Below are 16,856 nucleotides of genomic sequence, written 5' to 3'. Positions count from 1 at the left end.
GCCCCGGCGCGCGCGCCGTCGGGTCAGGATGCGGAGGCTGCGGCGATCGCCTTGTCGGCGGCGCGGCGCGCCCACTGCTCGGCGTCGGCCAGCGCCGCGCGCGTCAGCGCGTCGGGCGCGTCGTGCGCATCGACCACGCGGTCGATGACGTCGATGATGCCGAGGAAGCTCAGGCGACCCTCGTGGAAGGCGTCCACGGCCTGCTCGTTGGCGGCGTTGAACACCGCCGGGTACGTGCCACCGGCGCGGCCGACCTGCTTGGCGAGCCGCACCGCGGGGAAGGCGGCATCGTCGAGCGGCTCGAAGCTCCACGACGTCGCCGCCGTCCAGTCCAATGGGCGGCCGACGCCGGCGATGCGGTTCGGCCAGTCGAGCCCGAGCGAGATCGGCAGGCGCATGTCGGGCGGCGATGCCTGCGCGATGGTGGACCCGTCGACGAACTCGACCATCGAGTGGACGATCGACTGGGGATGCACGACGACGTCGATCTCGGCGTAGGGCACGCCGAAGAGCAGGTGCGCCTCGATCACCTCGAGGCCCTTGTTGACGAGCGTCGCCGAGTTCGTGGTGACCACTCGCCCCATGTCCCACGTGGGATGCGCGAGCGCCTCGGCCGGTGTGACGCTTTCGAGGGAATCCCTGCTGCGCCCGCGGAACGGACCGCCGGATGCCGTCAGCACGAGCCGGCGTACTTCTCCGCGCTCTCCCGAGCGGAGCGCCTGCGCGATCGCCGAATGCTCCGAATCCACCGGTACGATCTGTCCGGGACGCGCGATCGCGGTGACCAGATCGCCGCCGACGATGAGGGATTCCTTGTTCGCGAGCGCCAGTGTGCGGCCGGTCTCGAGGGCCGCGAGCGTGGGGCCGAGCCCGACGGAGCCGGTGATGCCGTTGAGCACGACGTCTGCCTCGACGTCGCGGACGAGCTGCTCGGCCTCGACGGCGCCGAGCGCGGTGCTGTCGACGCCGAACTCGGCCGCCTGCGCGTCGAGGGCGGCGCGATCCGAGCCCGCTGCGAGCCCGACCACCTCGAACCGCCGCGGGTTGGCCCGCACGACGTCGAGCGCCTGCGTGCCGATGGAGCCGGTCGAGCCGAGGATCAGGACGCGCCGCATCCGGCCAGCCTAGCGGCGGGCCGGATGCGACCGCGTGCTACTCGGCGGCAGCGGCGCGCTGCACACCGAGGATGTCGACGACGAAGACGAGGGTCTCGCCCTTGAGGTCCTGGTCGTTGATCTCACCCTCGCCGTAGCCGAACGCGGGCGGGATCACGACGAGCACCTGCGAGCCCACCGTCTGGCCCTCCAGCGCCTGCTGGAAGCCCTGGACGACGCCGGTCGTCTCGAACTGGGAGGGGGCCCCGCGGCTCCAGCTGGAGTCGAATTCCGAGCCGTCCGACCACTTGACTCCGCTGTACTGCACGAACACGGTGTCGCCCGACTCGACGGTGGCTCCGTCACCGAGCTTGAGATCCGCGATCTGCACCTCGGTGGGCGGGTCCTGGTCCGGGATGGTGATGGCGGGCGTCCCGTCGTCATCGAGCTCGACCTCGGGCATGCCTGCCACCGGTTCCTGGTCGGCGCCGGTCGCGACCGTCGGAAGCTCACCGACCGACTGTGCGACGACGACGGCGTTTGCGGCGCCCTCGCCCAGCATCGAGCCCGGGATGGTGAAGGCCGTGGCCGAGCCGAGCGGCGTGCAGAGCACGCTGCTGCCGAAGATGCTGTTGCCGTCGACGATGATCGGGATGAGGCCCGAGTCGTCCGGCGTGGTCGTCGCCGAATCGAGCAGCACCTCGCCCGTGCTGGGGTCGATGACCAGGTACTGCCCCGAGACCAGCTGTCCGATCGCCAGGTCGTCACCGTCGCCGTCCACGGCGACCGTGCGCTGCAGATCGGCGAACTCGAGATCGGCGGGCACCTGCGCGGTGAGCTCGGGAGCAGCCCCCGAAATAGTGATCGCGTCGGAATCGGCACCCGGCTGGGGATCGAGACCGCAATCCGACGCAGAGCTGGAGGACGGCGTGGGGCTGGCGTCGGGCTCGGCCGAGCCGGAGCAGCCGGCCAGCAGGAGTGCCGACATCGCGGCGACGGACAGGGCAGCGAGCGGGCGAATGCGCACGGAACAACCTCGAGACATGGGAAGGGGAGCCTCCATCTTTTCGCATCTTTGCTCTGTCCGCGCTGGGAAAGGGCTATGCCGATACCGGAATGCAATCGGGAGTACCCTCGACGGGTGACTTCCGACCTCGTGCCCGGCGCCGACGACACCGCCGACGAGACGGCGGAAACGCCCGAGGCTCCTGCCGCGCCGGCTCGGCGCATGGGCTTCACCTACGCCATCGGACGCCAGATCATCCGGCCCCTCGCGCGCGTGATCTACCGCCCGCACGTGGAGGGCAAGGCGAACGTCCCGAAGTCCGGACCGGTGATCTTCGCGAGCAACCATCTGTCGTTCATCGACTCGATCGCGATCCCCGTGGCCGCTCCCCGGCCCGTCCACTTCCTGGCGAAGGCCAGCTACTTCGACAGCCCCGCGTCCCGCTGGTTCTTCACCGCGATCGGCGCCATCCCCGTCCAGCGCGGCGCCGGCCAGGCAGCGCTCGACGCCCTCGACCAGCAGCGCACTCTGCTCGAGGAGGGAAGCGCCGTCGCGCTGTACCCCGAAGGCACCCGCTCGCTCGACGGCCGCCTGTACAAGGGCCGCACGGGCGTCGCATTCCTCGCGCTGCAGACCGGTGCGCCCGTCGTCCCGGTGGGTCTCATCGGCACCGACGACGTGATGCCCGTCGGTGCCAAGATGCCCTCGCTGACGCACCGGGTCACCGTCAAGTTCGGCGAGCCCCTGGATCTCGCGCACCACGGCCCGGCGTCATCGGGCAAGGCGCGCCGGCTCGCGACCGACGAGATCATGGCGGCGATCCACGCTCTGTCGGGTCAGGAGCTCGCGAACGCCTACAACGAGGTGCCCGCGCAGAACCCGATCGAGCGCATCAAGCAGGTCCTCCCCCACGAGCGCCGCTGACGCCGCAGCAAGTCCTCCCCCGCGAGCGCCGCTGACGCCGCCACGCTCCACGTCCTCCTCCATCGTCATGAGGTGGGCGTCCCGGGGCGGAGTCAGGAAGCGGCGACGACGACCGTCGGCTCGTGGCGCACCGGGAAGTTGACCGAGTTCGCGATGAAGCACCACTCCCGCGCCTGTGCGTGCGCGGCGGTCGCGGCATCCGTCATCGAGGCGTCCGCGACGGTCACGCGCGGACGTAGCACGACCTCGCGGAAGGCACCGCCGCCGCGCCCGTCCTCGACCATCAGTCCAGATGCGTCGTCCTCATAGCCGACGACCACGACGCCCGCCTGCACGCAGGCGTGGAGGTACGACAGCAGGTGGCACTCGCTGAGGGCCGAGAGCAGCATGTCCTCGGGATTCCACCGCGACGGATCCCCGCGGAACGGCTTGTCGGACGACGCCAGCAGCGCGGGCTTGCCGTCGATCTCGAGCGTCACGGAGCGGTCGTAGTCCCGGTAGCCGGAGGTCCCGGTGCCGCGGTCACCCGTCCAGGTCGTCCGGACGGAGTATCGATGCTCGCCCCACATGAGCACAGTCTGTCATGCGAGGCGACGGCCGCCGCGGCGGTAGGCTGTCGGGGTGCCGCAGACCTTCGCCGCAGCCGACGCCGTCGAACTCGCCGTTGTCGAACGCAGCGGATTCGTCGAGTCGCGGCACGCCGGCATCGCCCTCGTGCTCGCCGCTGACGGCACGATCGCCGAGAAGCTCGGCGATCCGTCATCGCTGATCCTCCCCCGTTCCAGTCTCAAGCCCCTGCAGGCGCTCGCCTGCCTCTCCGCGGGTGCGCCCCTCGAGGGCGAGCGGCTCGGGCTGGCGACCGCGAGCCATGCCGGCACCGACCGCCACGTCGCCGTCGTCCGCGACATCCTCTCGCTCGCGCAGCTCGGCGAGGAGGACCTCGGGTGTCCGGCCGCGTGGCCGAGCGACACCGCGACCCGCGACGAGATGGTGCGCGAACTCGGCCGGCCCGCGCGCATCCGCATGAACTGCTCGGGCAAGCACGCGGCGATGCTGCTGACCAGCGTCGTCAACGGGTGGGACACGGAGAGCTACCTCGCGCCCGAGCATCCGGTGCAGATCCTCATCCGCGAGACGGTCGAGCGGCTGATCGGCGAGAAGATCGCCGCGACCGCCGTCGACGGGTGCGGCGCTCCTGTGTACGCGATGACGCTCTTCGGGCTGGCCCGCGCGATCCATCGCATCGGCAACTCGTCGACGACGTCGCCGTTCGCGCTGCACCGCAGCGCCGGCGCACTGGTCGGCGCAGTCCGGGCGGACCCGTGGACCATCGACGGTCCCGGCCGGGCCGACACGATCGTCATCGAACGGCTCGGCGTGTTCGCCAAGGGCGGCGCCGAGGGAGTCATGGTGATGGTCGCCCGCGACGGCACCACGGTGGCGCTCAAGATGCTCGACGGCAGCGGCCGTGCCGCCACCGCAGTGGCACTCCGGCTGCTGGAGCGCCACGGTGCGCTCGCGTCGGCCGACGTCGCCGACACGTTGTCGAAGCTTCCGCTCGCCGTCACCGGCGGCGGGCAGGATGTCGGGGCCATCCGCCCCGCCTTCTAGAGGCGCTCCCACGAGGAGCCCGAGCGCTCCAACGGCGGAGCGGAAAGGATCACACGATGCGGATCAGCGTCCCCACCGAGGTGAAGAACAACGAGTACCGGGTCGCCCTCACTCCTGCGGGCGTGCACGATCTCGTGGCGTCGGGCCATGAGGTCTTCGTGCAGCGCGGCGCGGGCGAGGGTTCATCGATGCCGGATGCCGAATACGAGGCCGCCGGGGCGGTGCTGCTCGACGACGCCGCGGAGGTGTGGGCACGGGCCGAGCTGCTCCTGAAGGTCAAGGAGCCGATCGCCGGCGAGTACGACTACTTCCGCGACGACCTCGTGCTCTTCACGTACCTGCATCTCGCCGCCGACCGCCCCCTGACGGAGCGTCTGGTGGCGGACGGCGTGACGGCGATCGCCTACGAGACCGTGCAGCTCCCGGGCGGTGGCCTTCCGCTCCTTGCGCCCATGAGCGAGGTCGCCGGCCGGCTCGCGCCGACCGTCGGCGCCGCCACCCTCATGCGGTCCGCGGGCGGATTGGGCCTGCTGATGTCGGGCGTGCCCGGCACGCGGCCGGCGACGGTGACCGTGATCGGCGGCGGTGTCGCCGGCGCGAACGCCGCGGTGATCGCCGTCGGCATGGGTGCCGACGTCACCGTCTTCGACACCAACGTGCAGCGGCTCCGCTACCTCGACGACCACTTCCAGGGACGCGTGAAGACGGCGGCCTCCAACCCGCTCGATCTCGACCGCGCGGTCGTCTCGTCGGACCTCGTCATCGGATCGGTGCTGATTCCGGGGGCGAAGGCCCCGAAGCTCGTCACCAACGACATGGTGGCGCGCATGCGTCCGGGCTCGGTGCTCGTCGACATCGCGGTCGACCAGGGCGGGTGCTTCGAGGACACGCATCCGACGACGCACGCCGACCCGACGTTCCCGGTGCACGGGAGCATCTTCTACTGCGTCGCCAACATGCCCGGCGCCGTGCCGAACACGTCGACTTCGGCGCTCACGAACGCCACGCTCCCCTACATCCGCCAGATCGTCCGGCACGGCTGGCGGGAGGCGCTCCGATCGGATCCCGCCCTCGCGGCCGGACTCAACACGGTCGGCGGGAGCGTCGTGAACGCGGGCGTCGCGACCGCACACGATCTGGAGCTCGCACCGCTGGACGCGGCGCTGGTCTGAGACGCTTCACCGAAGCCCCGGGTGCCCCGCACCCGGGGCTTCCGCCGTGCGCGCGAGGGCGGATGTCGGCGCGGTGCGCGACACTGGTGCCGTGACGGACGACCGCGAGTGGACGGTGGCGGACCACCTTCGGGACGCCGATCCCGACGCCGTGGCGCTGTGGCACCGCATCGACGAGCTCATCAGGTCGTTCGGCCCCGTGACGCACTCCGTGGCGAAGACGACGATCACCTTCCGCGGACCGCGGCGAGGCTTCGCCGGCGCCCGGCCGGTCCGCACAGGCGTGCGCGGCTACTTCGACCTCATGCGCGAGCTGCCGTCGGACCCGCGCATCCTCAGCGTCTCGCCGTACGGCCGCCGTCTTTTCGTGCACCAGTTCCGCCTGGCCGACGAGAGCGAGTTCGACGAGACCGTCGCGTCATGGTTGCGGGAGGCGTACGAGGTGGGCTGCGGAGCGCACCTCGGGCGGTGACGACGGCGCGACCGTGTGGACGGTCAGCGGCGTGGGCCTGCCGTGCCGCAGCTCAGGCGAGCCCGCCGTCGATCGATCGCGAGAAGTCGGCGGGGTCCTCGGGCACGAGCACCTCGGTTTCGCGGTTGAGGCTCTCGCCGCGGAAGAACGCCTTCGAGCGCGGGAACGCGAACCACAGGAACATGAGCAGCACACCGAACGCGAGCGCGCCGATGCCCAGGACGAACGTGCCGCCGATGCCCAGCAGGACGGTGTAGCCGTAGTCGACGTCGTACATGTCGATCGCCGACTGCACGAACGCGTAGGTCAGCATGAGCGCGCCGAGCAGCGGGAACAGGAACCGGTAGAAGAAGTTCCTGGCCGACGTGAACAGCTCGCGGCGGAAGTACCAGACGCAGGCGTAGCCGGTGATCGCGTAGTAGAACGCGATGGCGAGCCCGAGCGAGAGGATCGAGTCCTGCAGGATGTTGTCGCTGATCAGCGTCATCCCGACGTAGTAGACGGACGCGACGATGCCCATGACAAGCGTCGAGAACGACGGCGTCTTGTAGCGCGGGTGCACCGAGGCGAACCGCCGGGGCAGCGCCTTGTACGCCGCCATCGCCAGCGTGCCCCGCGCGGTCGGCAGGATCGTGGTCTGCGTCGACGAGATCGCCGAGATCATCACCGCGACCACCAGCACCCAGCCGAGGGGGCCGAGCAGCCCGTCCTTGATCGCGAGGAAGAAGTCGTCGGCGTTGGCTTCGTTGCCCAGGCCCGTGCCTTCGCTGCCGAGGCCCGCGTACATCATCGCCGCGACGGTGACTCCGACGTAGGTGATCAGCAGGATGACGGTGGTCAGCAGCGCCGCCCGGCCGGGGATGCGCTTGGGGTCCTTGGTCTCCTCGTTCAGCGCGAGGCACGTGTCCCAGCCCCAGTAGATGAACAGGGCGAGCAGGATCGACTCGACGAATCCGCCCCACTCGGTGAACGCGAACGGGTTGAACCACGACCAGTCGAACGGCGTCGGGTCGGGCGCGGTGCCGGCGAAGAAGTGCCATAGCGCGGCGACGACGAAGATCGCCAGGGCGAGGTACTGGATGCCGAGCAGGATGTTCTGGATCCGCTCGCCGATCTCGACCCCGCGCCAGCTCACCCAGGTCATGGCCGCGATGAAGACGACGCCGGTCGCCGTGACGAGCGGAACGTTGTCGGAGAGCAGCGCGTCCTCAGGACTGCGTACGATCCCATCGATCAGCGCCCAGAAGTAGATGCCGGCGATCTGCGCGAGGTTCGCGAGCACGACCATGCCGGCGACGGCGACGCCCCACCCGCCCATCCAGCCCACCCACGGGCCGAAGGCCTTGGTGCCCCAGGTGAACGTCGTGCCGCAGTCGGGCACGTCGTTGTTGAGCTCGCGGTACGCGAAGGCGATGAACAGCATCGGGATGAACGCGATGACGAACGCGATGGGCGCCTGCGCCCCGACCGCGAGGACGACGAACCCGAGGGTCGCCACCAGTGAATAGACCGGCGCGGTGGACGCGAGGCCGATGACGGTGGAGCCCCACAGCCCCAGCGTGCCGGCGGCGAGCCCTTTGCCCTCGGGCCGTTGCAGATCGATCGGGGTTGTAGCCACAGAGCGACGCTATGGCGTGCGGGAAGGGTCGGTCAACACACCACTCCGACGGTTCGGCCGGACATCGCCGACGGGAAGGACAATGCGGACGGGGTCGGCTCCGGAAGAGATCAGCCACGCACGTCCGGCTCCCGGCTCGCAGTACGGGGGCATGCCGCGGAACCCGGCCATCACGCGCAGCTCGGCTGCGCACGACGTGTCGACGACCAGGTCGTGGTCGCCGCGGACATCCGCCAGCAGACGCCAGTGCCGCTGCCAGTCGTCAGGCTCCCCCACGAGCACCACGGGCCCGTCCGCCGTGGCCGCGGGGTCGTCCACGTAGTCGTCGACCTCGCGCACCCGCACACCGTGGTCCTCCCACACGGCGAAGGCCCGCCGACCAGCCGGCGACCTGCGGGCGACGACGCCGGTGAGCCGGGCCGTGGGCATCCAGCATGCATCCGCCGGAGCGGGCTCCGCAGGCGTGGCGGGCGCCAGCGCGACCTGTACGGCGCGCCCGTCGAGACGCCCCCGACCGGCAGGCGCCGTGGGGTCGAACGCCGACGGATCGCCGCCGGCGGCAGCGTGGTCGACGCGGGTGGAGTAGGGCAGCACGAGTCGACGTGCGAAGAGCTCGGCGAGCCTCGACACCGGACCGGTCACGCGGTGGGCGCCCGCCACGACGAGCACTCCGGCGCCCGCGGCACGGCGGGCGAGGCTCTCGACGCGCTCGAGGACGGCGTGCGCGTATTCCGGCGGCAGGCGCAGCGCCACCGCGTCGAGGTCGTCGATGAGGACGGCCGCGCCCGCGGGCGGCAGTGCGTCGTGGAGGGCGGCGATGGCGTCCCACATGAGCTCCGGGTGCGCCGGCACGCGCACGGTCGACCTGCTCGCCTGCGCGGCGATGACCTCGAGCACGTTCGAGACGCCGCTTCCCGGTCCGCCGAGCACGAGGATCCCCCGATCGGAGGGGCCGACGCAGACCACCGGCTGCCGCTGACGCTCCGGCTCATCAGCCAGCCCGAGGATCGCGACTCCCCCGGCCGGGGCACTGTGCTCGGCGGTCGCCCGGGCGGCGAGCTCCTCGATCGACAGGCGCCCGGGCAGTTCGGGCAGCCAGGGGCGGCTGGGCGGACGGTGCCCGGTCCGCAGCGCGGCGGTCGCGACGTCGTCGGCGTCCGAGAGCGCGATCCGCACCTGCTGGGGCGCCATGTCCCCCGCGCGACGGAGGAACGCGACTCCCCGGCCCGCCCCATCGCCGGGCAGCCGAGCGGCGTCGTCAGTGCCGAGCAGGGTCCGGCTATCGGCCGGATCGGTCACACGCAAGCTCACCCGCAGCGGGCAGTTCGCGAGCAGGTTGTCGCGGATCACGCCCGCTGCGCGCTGCGTGCCGAGGATGAGGTGGATGCCGAGGGCGCGGCCACGGGCCGCGATGTCCGCGAAGAGGCCGTGCAGTTCGGGATGATCCGCGAGCAGTGCGGCGAACTCGTCGACGACCACGACGAGACGCGGGAGTCGCACGCGCGGATCCCCGATGTCGCGGGCCCCGGCCGCGGCGATGGCGGCCTCACGGCGGCGGAGCTCCGCCCGCAGGCTTTCGATGGCGCGTCGCGCACCCGAGCCGTCGAGATCGGTGATCACGCCGGTGACGTGAGGCACGCCGGCGAGGCCTTCGAAGGCGGTACCGCCCTTGAAGTCGGCGAGCAGGAACGTCACCTCGTCGGTGCTCCGCGTCGCGCACAGGGCGAGGATCCACGTGATGAGCAGCTCGCTCTTGCCCGCCCCTGTCACACCCGCCACCACCGCGTGGGGTCCGTCGGCGACGAGGTCGACGACGGCGGTCTGACCGCCGGACACGCCGATCGCCGCCGGCAGCCCTCGCGTCGTCGCCGGCACCGCGGCCAGGAGCGGTGCCAGCGCGAGCGGCTCGCCGCCGTCCCGCAGCAGGCCGAGGCTGCGCTCAGCGCGGGCGTCGAGGTCGCGGGCGATCTCCTCCGCCTGGGCAAGCGCGACCGCCTCCACCCCGACCAGCACCGCCTCGCCGGCGTACTCGAGGCGAGCGACGCCGGGCGACGCGACGGTCAGCACCGCCTGGCACCGCGGCGGCAGCGGCTCACCGGGCCGGCATCTGGCGATCACCACGTCCGCATCCGCCGGCACGAGCTCGCCTGGACAGATCGCAGCGAGCGCCCGTCCGCTCCGCGCGCCGCGGTGCGGCAGCGCCTCGATCCAGTCGAGACCCTCGCCGAGCGCGCCCACGATGCGCAGATCGCCGGGTGCCAGTATCAGGCACAGCTGCAGCACCAGCGCCCGTTGAACTGCGGCGGCGAGCGTGTCGCCTCCGACGACCGCGATCCCGGCCTCGAGCGGAAGGGTGACGGGTGCCCCGGTGAGCCGAGCGGCTCGGCGACGCAGCTCGGCGGCATCCGGGTCCCCGTCGCCTCCGGTCACGCGCGCGACGCTTGCGCGCTCCCCGGCGCCGACCACGATCGACTCGGCACCAGCACTGCGCCAGATGTCGTCGCGCGCGGCGAGGCGGGCGACGTCGGGATGCCGACCCCACAGCTGCCCGCGCTCCTGCGTGTGGCGTGCGGCGACCGCCGATGTGGCGTGATCACGGGCGCGGGCGGCGTCGGCGGCTGCACGCCGGCCGTCCTTCCGCGTCGCCCGGCGCGCATCGAGCACGGTCGCAGCCGCTATGACCGGCCCGAGCAGCGCGAACCAGAGCGTGAACACCGAGCCGGTGACCAGCCAGAGCGCCACCGCGCCGACGACCGGCACCACCGCCGCCACGAGGGGCAGCGGCGCACGCGCCGGTGGGCGCCAGGCGGCGGGCAGCGTCAGCGGCTCGTCCTGGAGGATGCCCGCATCGAGCGGCGAGGAAGCGGTCGAGCGCATGGACTCAGTCCATCGCGCACCCGGCTGCCGTGGACGGCGACGACGAGGATCTGTGGATCCCCTTGCTCACTCCCCCGCTGGGGAGGAGTCGTCCGCCGGCGATTCCTCGTCCGAAGATGCCTCCGCAGGATGACCCACGTCGAGCACGATGACCGTGATGTTGTCGCGCCCGCCGTTCTCGAGTGCGGCCTCGAGCATCGCGGATGCCGCGTCGGCAGGGTCGGCGTTCTCGTCCAGGAAGTGACGGATGCCGTAGTCGGTCAGCTCTTTGGTCAACCCATCCGAGCAGATGACGAAGCGATCGCCCTCCGCCACGTCCAGCCGGACGTAGTCGGGCGTGACACCCTCGCTCGGGCCGACGGCGCGCGTGATGACGTTGCCGTAGGGGTGGTTCTCGGCCTCTTCGGGGCTGAGGCGGCCGGCGGCGACCAACTCCTGCACCACGGAGTGGTCGGTCGTGATCTGCACGATCGCGCCGTCGCGCAGCAGGTACACCCGCGAATCACCGATGTTGAGCGTCACCCAGTGCGCCGCGTCGCCCGTCGTGTCGAGGAACACGCCGGTCACCGTGGTGCCGGTGCCGTCGTCGGTGGCCTCCGGGTGCGACGCGATGTCCTTGACCGCGCGGGCCAGAGCCTTCTCGATCGTCTTCGTCGACACATGGCCGCTGTCGGCGACCGCGCGGAGGCGTTCGATGGTGCTCGCACTCGCGATCTCACCGCCGACATGTCCGCCCATGCCGTCCGCGACGACGAAGAGCGGATACGAGGCGAACATGGCGTCCTGGTTCACCTCGCGTCGGCGACCGGTGTCGGTCACCGCCGCCCACGAGAGCTCCAGCACGCCGCCGGGCACGGGGACGGCGAGAGACTCGGTGGAAACCTCCGGCACGCCGTGTCCTCCCCGTCCGATGCACGGAGACCCTTCGCCCCGCGTCCTCACATACTAGTGGGTTACTCCACGGCGTCCTCGGACTCGGCGAGCGCCTCCACCACGATCTGCGCCGTGGTCGGCGGGGCTGCCAGCGGCACGGTCGGCACCGACACCAGATCCTCGTCCTCGGCCGCGCCCTCGAACTGGGCGTTGTACAGCCGCCAGTAGGCCCCCTTCGCCGCCAGCAGCTCATTGTGCGAGCCCTGCTCGACGATCGCGCCGTTCTCCATCACGAGGATGAGGTCGGCATCCCGAATCGTCGAAAGCCGGTGGGCTATGACGAAAGCCGTGCGGTCCTCGCGGAGTCGTGACATCGCCCGCTGGATGAGCAGCTCGGTGCGAGTGTCGACGGACGAGGTCGCCTCATCGAGGATGAGGATGCGCGGATCGGCCAGGAACGCCCGCGCGATGGTGATGAGCTGCCGCTCCCCCACGCTCAGGCTCGTCGCCTCGTCGTCGAGCAGCGTGTCGTAGCCGTCCGGCAGCGCATGCACGAAGCGGTCGACGTAGGCGGCCGTCGCCGCAGCGACGATCTCCTCCTCCGAGGCCTCGGGGCGTCCGTAGGCGATGTTCTCGCGAATGGTCCCCGAGAAGAGCCACGTGTCCTGCAGCACCATGCCCGTGCGCGCACGCAGGTCCTCGCGCGTCATGTGCCGGGTGTCGACGCCGTCGAGCGTGATGGAGCCCGAATCGACGTCGTAGAAGCGCATGATGAGGTTCACGAGGGTCGTCTTGCCGGCGCCGGTCGGGCCGACGATCGCGACGGTGCTTCCCGGCCGCGCGGCGAGGGTCAGTCCGTCGATGAGCGGCTTGTCGGCGACGTAGCGGAACGAGACGTCCTCGAACTCGAGGCGACTCGCCTCGTCGGGAGCCGTCTCGGCGGGGTCGTCATCGCGCGTCTGCTCTTCCTCGTCGAGCAGTTCGAACACACGCTCGGCGCTCGCGACGCCGGACTGCAGCAGGTTCGCCATGGAACCGAGCTGGCTGAGCGGCTGCGTGAACTGGCGCGAGTACTGGATGAACGCCTGGACGTCGCCGATGGACAGGAGGCCTGCGGCCACCTGCAGGCCGCCGACCACGGCGATCGCCACGTACACGAGGTTGCCGATGAACATCATGGCGGGCATGATCACGCCCGACAGGAACTGCGCGCCGAAGCTGTTGCGGTACAGCTCCTCGTTCTCGGTCCGGAAGTCGGACTCGACCTCCTTCTGGTGGCCGAACACCTTCACGATCGAGTGGCCCGAGAACGTCTCCTCCACGCGGGCGTTGAGCACGCCGGTCGTCTTCCACTGCTGCACGAAGAGCTTCTGGGAGCGTCGGGCGACGAGGACCGTGATGAGGATCGTCAGCGGGATCGTGACCAGGGCGATGACGGCCAGCAGCGGCGAGATGATGAACATCATCGTCAGCACGCCGATCACGGTCAGCAGCGAGATGACGACCTGCGACAGCGTCTGCTGCATGGTCTGCCCGATGTTGTCGACGTCGTTCGTCACCCGGCTGAGCAGCTCCCCGCGCTGCACGCGGTCGAAGTACGACAGCGGCAGCCGGTGCACCTTGTCTTCGACCTGCAGGCGCAGGCGATGCATCGAGCGCTGCACCACCCCATTGAGGATGCGCGCCTGGAGCCATCCGAAGATGCTCGAGAAGACGTAGACGGCGAGCACGAGCGCGAGGATGCGCGCCAGTTGGTCGAAGTCGACGCCCGCCCCTGGGACGAAGTCCATCGCGGCGACCATGTTCGCCTGGTCCTGGTTGCCCGACGCGGCGAGCTGATCGACCACCTGCTGCTTGGTCGCGCCCTCCGGCATCTGCAGGGAGAGGAAGCCGGCGAAGACGACGTTCGTGCCCTCGCCGAGTAGCTTGGGGCCGATCACCGACAGGGTGACCGACAGGATGCTGAACACGAGCACGACGATGAGCCGCGGCGTCTCCGAGCGGAGGGTGCCGAGGAGCCGCTTGGCGCTCGGGCCGAAGTTGTTCGCCTTCGTTGCGGGGGCTCCGGCGCCGCCGAAGGGACCGCCGCGCGGGCCGACGGGAGCCGGCCGGGAGCTCTGCGTGCCGCTCATGCTGCCGCCTCCGCCGCGAGCTGGGATTCCACGATCTCGCGGTACGTCTCGCAGGTCTCGACGAGATCGTCGTGCACGCCGATGCCGACGATGCGCCCGTGGTCGAGCACGATGATCTGGTCGGCGTGCTGGATCGTCGACACGCGCTGCGCGACGACGAGCCTGGTCGCGTCGGGCAGGTGCGTATCGAGCGCGCGCCGGAGCTCGGCATCCGTCCGCAGATCCAGCGCCGAGAACGAGTCGTCGAAGATGTACGCCTCCGGTCGTTTCACAAGGGCCCGCGCGATCGCGAGCCGCTGTCGCTGTCCCCCCGAGACGTTCGTGCCGCCCTGCGCGATCTGCGCCTCGAGGCCGTCGGGCATCGCCCGCACGAAATCGGCCGCCTGGGCGAGCTCGAGCGCGTTCCACAGCTGCGCGTCGGTCGCGTCATGGTCGCCGTAGCGCAGGTTCGACGCGATGGTGCCGGAGAACAGGAAGGCGCGCTGCGGCACGAGTCCGACGCGCGTCCACAGCTCGTCGGGGTCGTAGTCGCGCACGTCGACGCCGTCGATGCGGACGCTGCCCGCTGTGACGTCGAACAGGCGCGGCACGAGGCTGATCAGGGTCGTCTTGCCCGAGCCGGTCGAGCCGATGACCGCCGTCGTCGTTCCCGGCTCGATCGTGAACGTCAGATCGTGCAGCACCGCCTCTTCGGCGCCTGGGTAGGCGAAGTCGACGTGGTCGAACTCGATCCGTCCTTCAGGGGCGGGAGCGGATGCCGCCGCCGCCGGCGCCGACACCGAGGGCTCCGTCTCGAGCACCTCGCCGATGCGGTTCGCGCAGACGGCGGCGCGCGGGATCATGACGAACATGAAGGTCGCCATCATGACGCCCATGAGGATCTGCATCAGATAGGTGAGGAAGGCGAACAGCGTGCCGATCTGCACGCCGTTGTTCTGCACCTGGAAGGCGCCGAACCAGATCACCGCGACGCTCGAGACATTCATCACCAGCATGACCGCGGGGAACATCAGGGCCATCAGGTTGCCGGCGCGAAGCGCCGTGTCCTTGACGTCGTCGCTGGCGCGCTCGAAGCGCTCGCGCTCCTGACGCTCGCGCACGAACGCGCGCACCACGCGGATGCCGCTCAGCTGCTCGCGCATGATCTGGTTCACGCGGTCGATCCGCTTCTGCATCTGGGTGAACGCGGGCACCATGCGCCACACGATCAGGCCGACGATGATGAGCAGCACGGGAATGGCGACGGCCATGAGCCAGGACAGCCCGGCATCCTGCTGCACCGCGAAGATGACGCCGCCGATGGCGAGGATCGGCGCCGACACCATGAGTGTCGCCGACACCTGCACCAGCATCTGCACCTGCTGCACGTCATTGGTGTTGCGGGTGATGAGCGACGGCGCGCCGAACTGCCCCACCTCGCGCTGCGAGAACGCGACGACGCGATGGAAGAGGTCGCCGCGCAGGTCGCGGCCCATGCCCATCGCCAGCCGCGAGCCGAAGTACACCGCGATGATCGCGCATACGACCTGCACCAGGCTGACGATCAGCATGAAGCCGCCGGTCGACCAGATGTAGGGGATGTCGCCTGTCACGACGCCGTTGTCGATGATGTCGGCGTTGAGCGTCGGCAGCCACAGGGATGCGATCGACTGCGCCAGCTGGAACACGACGACGGCCACGATGAGCGGCCATGCCGGGCTGAGATACCGAACCAGGAGCTTCCCGAGCACGACGGTCCTTTCGGCGCGCGGGACCCGTCCGCTCCCGCGGACCGCGCACGAGAAGTGACGCTACGCCTGGGCCCGCTGCGGCGACAAGCCGCGACGTACGCCGTGGGCGAACTCGCTCTCAGGCGTGTGCGACAGCCGTCAGGCCCCGGTTTCCGGCGGCGGGAACAGACCGTCGATCGTCGCGAGATCGGCGTCCGACGGCGTCCACGCCGACGCCGCTGCCGCGTTGGCCCGGACCTGCTCGGGCGTCGTCGCACCCGCGATGACGCTCGAGAGCGCAGGATGCGACAGCAGCCATCCGAAGGTGGCCTCGAGCATGGTGATGCCGCGCTCGTCGCAGAAGGCCTGGAACGCCTCGAGGGCGTCCCACGGCGCGTCGTCGTAGATGTGCCGACGCTGCCGGATGATGCGCGTGTCGGCGGGTGCGGCATCCCGGGTGAACTTGCCGGTGAGCAGTCCGTTGTGCAGCGGGAAGTACGGGAAGAAGCCGAGGCGGTAGCGCTCGACGGCCCGCAGCAGGTTCCGCTCGGCATCACGCGAGAGCAGGCTGTACTGGTTCTGCGACGAGACGAACGGCACGCCGTGGCGCATGAGAGCGGTGAAGTGCGCCTCGGCGATCTGCCAGCCCGAGAAGTTCGAGTGCCCGATGTAGCGCACCTTCCCCTCGCGCACGAGGTCCGCGAGCGCGTCGAGCGTCTCTTCGACGGGTGTGTCGTCGTCGGGCACGTGCAGCTGGTACAGGTCGATCCAGTCCGTCTGCAGGCGGGTGAGGGATGCCTCGACCGCGCGTCGCACGTACGACCGCGAGCCCTTGGCACCCAACGGCGGGTACCCCATGTCGCGGCCGGGGTGACCGAACTTGGTGGCCAGCGTCACGTGATCCCGACGGCCGCGGAGGGCCTCGCCCATGAGCGCCTCGGACTGACCCGGCTGGCCCCCGTACATGTCGGCCGTGTCGAGGAACGTCACGCCCGCGTCGATCGCGGCATCCAGCACCGCGCGCGTGCCCTCGAGTGACTCGGTGCGCGTGCCTTCGCGGCCGAAGTTGTTGCAGCCGAGTCCGACCGCGGAGACGAGGAGGCCGGACGCGCCGACGCGCCGGAGGGGAACAGTGGAGGTCATGCGTCCACGTTATCCCCGCACGCGGATGCTGCTCCGACGCTGGGGTAGGTCGCGAGTGCCGGAGGTCGGTGCGGCCGACGCGTGCGCGGCAGCGCCCCACGCGCACGACAGCCCCTCGCCGTGCGGCGAGGGGCTGTCGTGGATGCTTACTGCTTCGGAGCCTCCGGGGCAGGCGGCTCGGGCGCCGGCGACGGCGTCACCGGCGGCTCGGCTGCGGTCGGCGGC

General features: G+C 70.7%; 13 protein-coding genes. 4 read left to right on the top strand and 9 right to left on the bottom strand.

What is annotated here, in order from left to right:
* Positions 1 to 23: 23 nt before the first annotated feature.
* A complete protein-coding gene (gene dxr, locus Q9R08_RS20470; RefSeq protein WP_308870078.1) occupies positions 24 to 1,115 on the bottom strand; it encodes a 1-deoxy-D-xylulose-5-phosphate reductoisomerase in 1,092 nt (363 codons plus the stop codon).
* 37 nt (positions 1,116 to 1,152) lie between these two features.
* Positions 1,153 to 2,121 (bottom strand): FKBP-type peptidyl-prolyl cis-trans isomerase, encoded by a 969-nt coding sequence (locus Q9R08_RS20465; RefSeq protein ID WP_308870076.1) that lies wholly within the window; start codon positions 2,119 to 2,121, stop codon positions 1,153 to 1,155.
* A gap of 201 nt (positions 2,122 to 2,322) precedes the next feature.
* On the opposite strand from Q9R08_RS20465, the gene Q9R08_RS20460 reads away from it, so the two are divergent.
* Positions 2,323 to 3,024 carry a lysophospholipid acyltransferase family protein gene (locus Q9R08_RS20460; protein ID WP_308870131.1) on the top strand — a complete coding sequence of 234 codons (702 nt, stop codon included), beginning with the start codon at positions 2,323 to 2,325 and terminating at the stop codon, positions 3,022 to 3,024.
* Between the two features lie 92 nt (positions 3,025 to 3,116).
* On the opposite strand, the gene Q9R08_RS20455 is transcribed toward Q9R08_RS20460, so the two are convergent.
* Positions 3,117 to 3,593: an OsmC family protein gene (locus tag Q9R08_RS20455; protein ID WP_308870075.1), complete on the bottom strand. Its 477-nt coding sequence runs from the start codon at positions 3,591 to 3,593 to the stop codon at positions 3,117 to 3,119.
* 52 nt (positions 3,594 to 3,645) lie between these two features.
* Between Q9R08_RS20455 and Q9R08_RS20450 the strand changes: the two genes are divergently transcribed.
* The 3 genes from Q9R08_RS20450 (at position 3,646) to Q9R08_RS20440 (ending at position 6,279) form a co-directional block, all read left to right on the top strand.
* A complete protein-coding gene (locus Q9R08_RS20450; protein WP_308870074.1) occupies positions 3,646 to 4,635 on the top strand; it encodes an asparaginase in 990 nt (329 codons plus the stop codon).
* Between the two features lie 56 nt (positions 4,636 to 4,691).
* Positions 4,692 to 5,807 carry an alanine dehydrogenase gene (ald, locus tag Q9R08_RS20445; protein ID WP_308870073.1) on the top strand — a complete coding sequence of 372 codons (1,116 nt, stop codon included), beginning with the start codon at positions 4,692 to 4,694 and terminating at the stop codon, positions 5,805 to 5,807.
* A 91-nt stretch (positions 5,808 to 5,898) separates the two neighbouring features.
* Positions 5,899 to 6,279 carry a DUF5655 domain-containing protein gene (locus Q9R08_RS20440; protein ID WP_308870072.1) on the top strand — a complete coding sequence of 127 codons (381 nt, stop codon included), beginning with the start codon at positions 5,899 to 5,901 and terminating at the stop codon, positions 6,277 to 6,279.
* A gap of 52 nt (positions 6,280 to 6,331) precedes the next feature.
* On the opposite strand, the gene Q9R08_RS20435 is transcribed toward Q9R08_RS20440, so the two are convergent.
* From Q9R08_RS20435 to Q9R08_RS20410, 6 genes are all read right to left on the bottom strand, one after another.
* A complete protein-coding gene (locus Q9R08_RS20435; RefSeq protein ID WP_308870071.1) occupies positions 6,332 to 7,897 on the bottom strand; it encodes an APC family permease in 1,566 nt (521 codons plus the stop codon).
* Positions 7,898 to 7,906: 9 nt separating this feature from the next.
* The gene (locus Q9R08_RS20430) at positions 7,907 to 10,774 is read right to left on the bottom strand and encodes an FtsK/SpoIIIE domain-containing protein (protein WP_308870069.1); all 2,868 of its coding nucleotides are present in this window, start codon (positions 10,772 to 10,774) and stop codon (positions 7,907 to 7,909) included.
* Positions 10,775 to 10,840: 66 nt separating this feature from the next.
* Positions 10,841 to 11,665, bottom strand: a complete 825-nt coding sequence (locus tag Q9R08_RS20425; RefSeq protein ID WP_308870068.1) for a PP2C family protein-serine/threonine phosphatase — start codon at positions 11,663 to 11,665, stop codon at positions 10,841 to 10,843.
* Positions 11,666 to 11,727: 62 nt separating this feature from the next.
* Positions 11,728 to 13,779 (bottom strand): ABC transporter ATP-binding protein, encoded by a 2,052-nt coding sequence (locus Q9R08_RS20420; protein WP_308870067.1) that lies wholly within the window; start codon positions 13,777 to 13,779, stop codon positions 11,728 to 11,730.
* Positions 13,776 to 15,509 (bottom strand): ABC transporter ATP-binding protein, encoded by a 1,734-nt coding sequence (locus tag Q9R08_RS20415; RefSeq protein ID WP_308870065.1) that lies wholly within the window; start codon positions 15,507 to 15,509, stop codon positions 13,776 to 13,778. Before Q9R08_RS20415 ends, Q9R08_RS20420 begins: the two co-directional genes overlap by 4 nt.
* A gap of 138 nt (positions 15,510 to 15,647) precedes the next feature.
* The gene (locus tag Q9R08_RS20410) at positions 15,648 to 16,631 is read right to left on the bottom strand and encodes an aldo/keto reductase (protein ID WP_308870064.1); all 984 of its coding nucleotides are present in this window, start codon (positions 16,629 to 16,631) and stop codon (positions 15,648 to 15,650) included.
* Positions 16,632 to 16,856 lie beyond the last annotated feature (225 nt).

Source organism: Microbacterium psychrotolerans, assembly GCF_031085295.1.
Lineage (GTDB): Bacteria > Actinomycetota > Actinomycetes > Actinomycetales > Microbacteriaceae > Microbacterium > Microbacterium psychrotolerans.
This window is presented reverse-complemented; position numbering and strand designations above follow the sequence as displayed.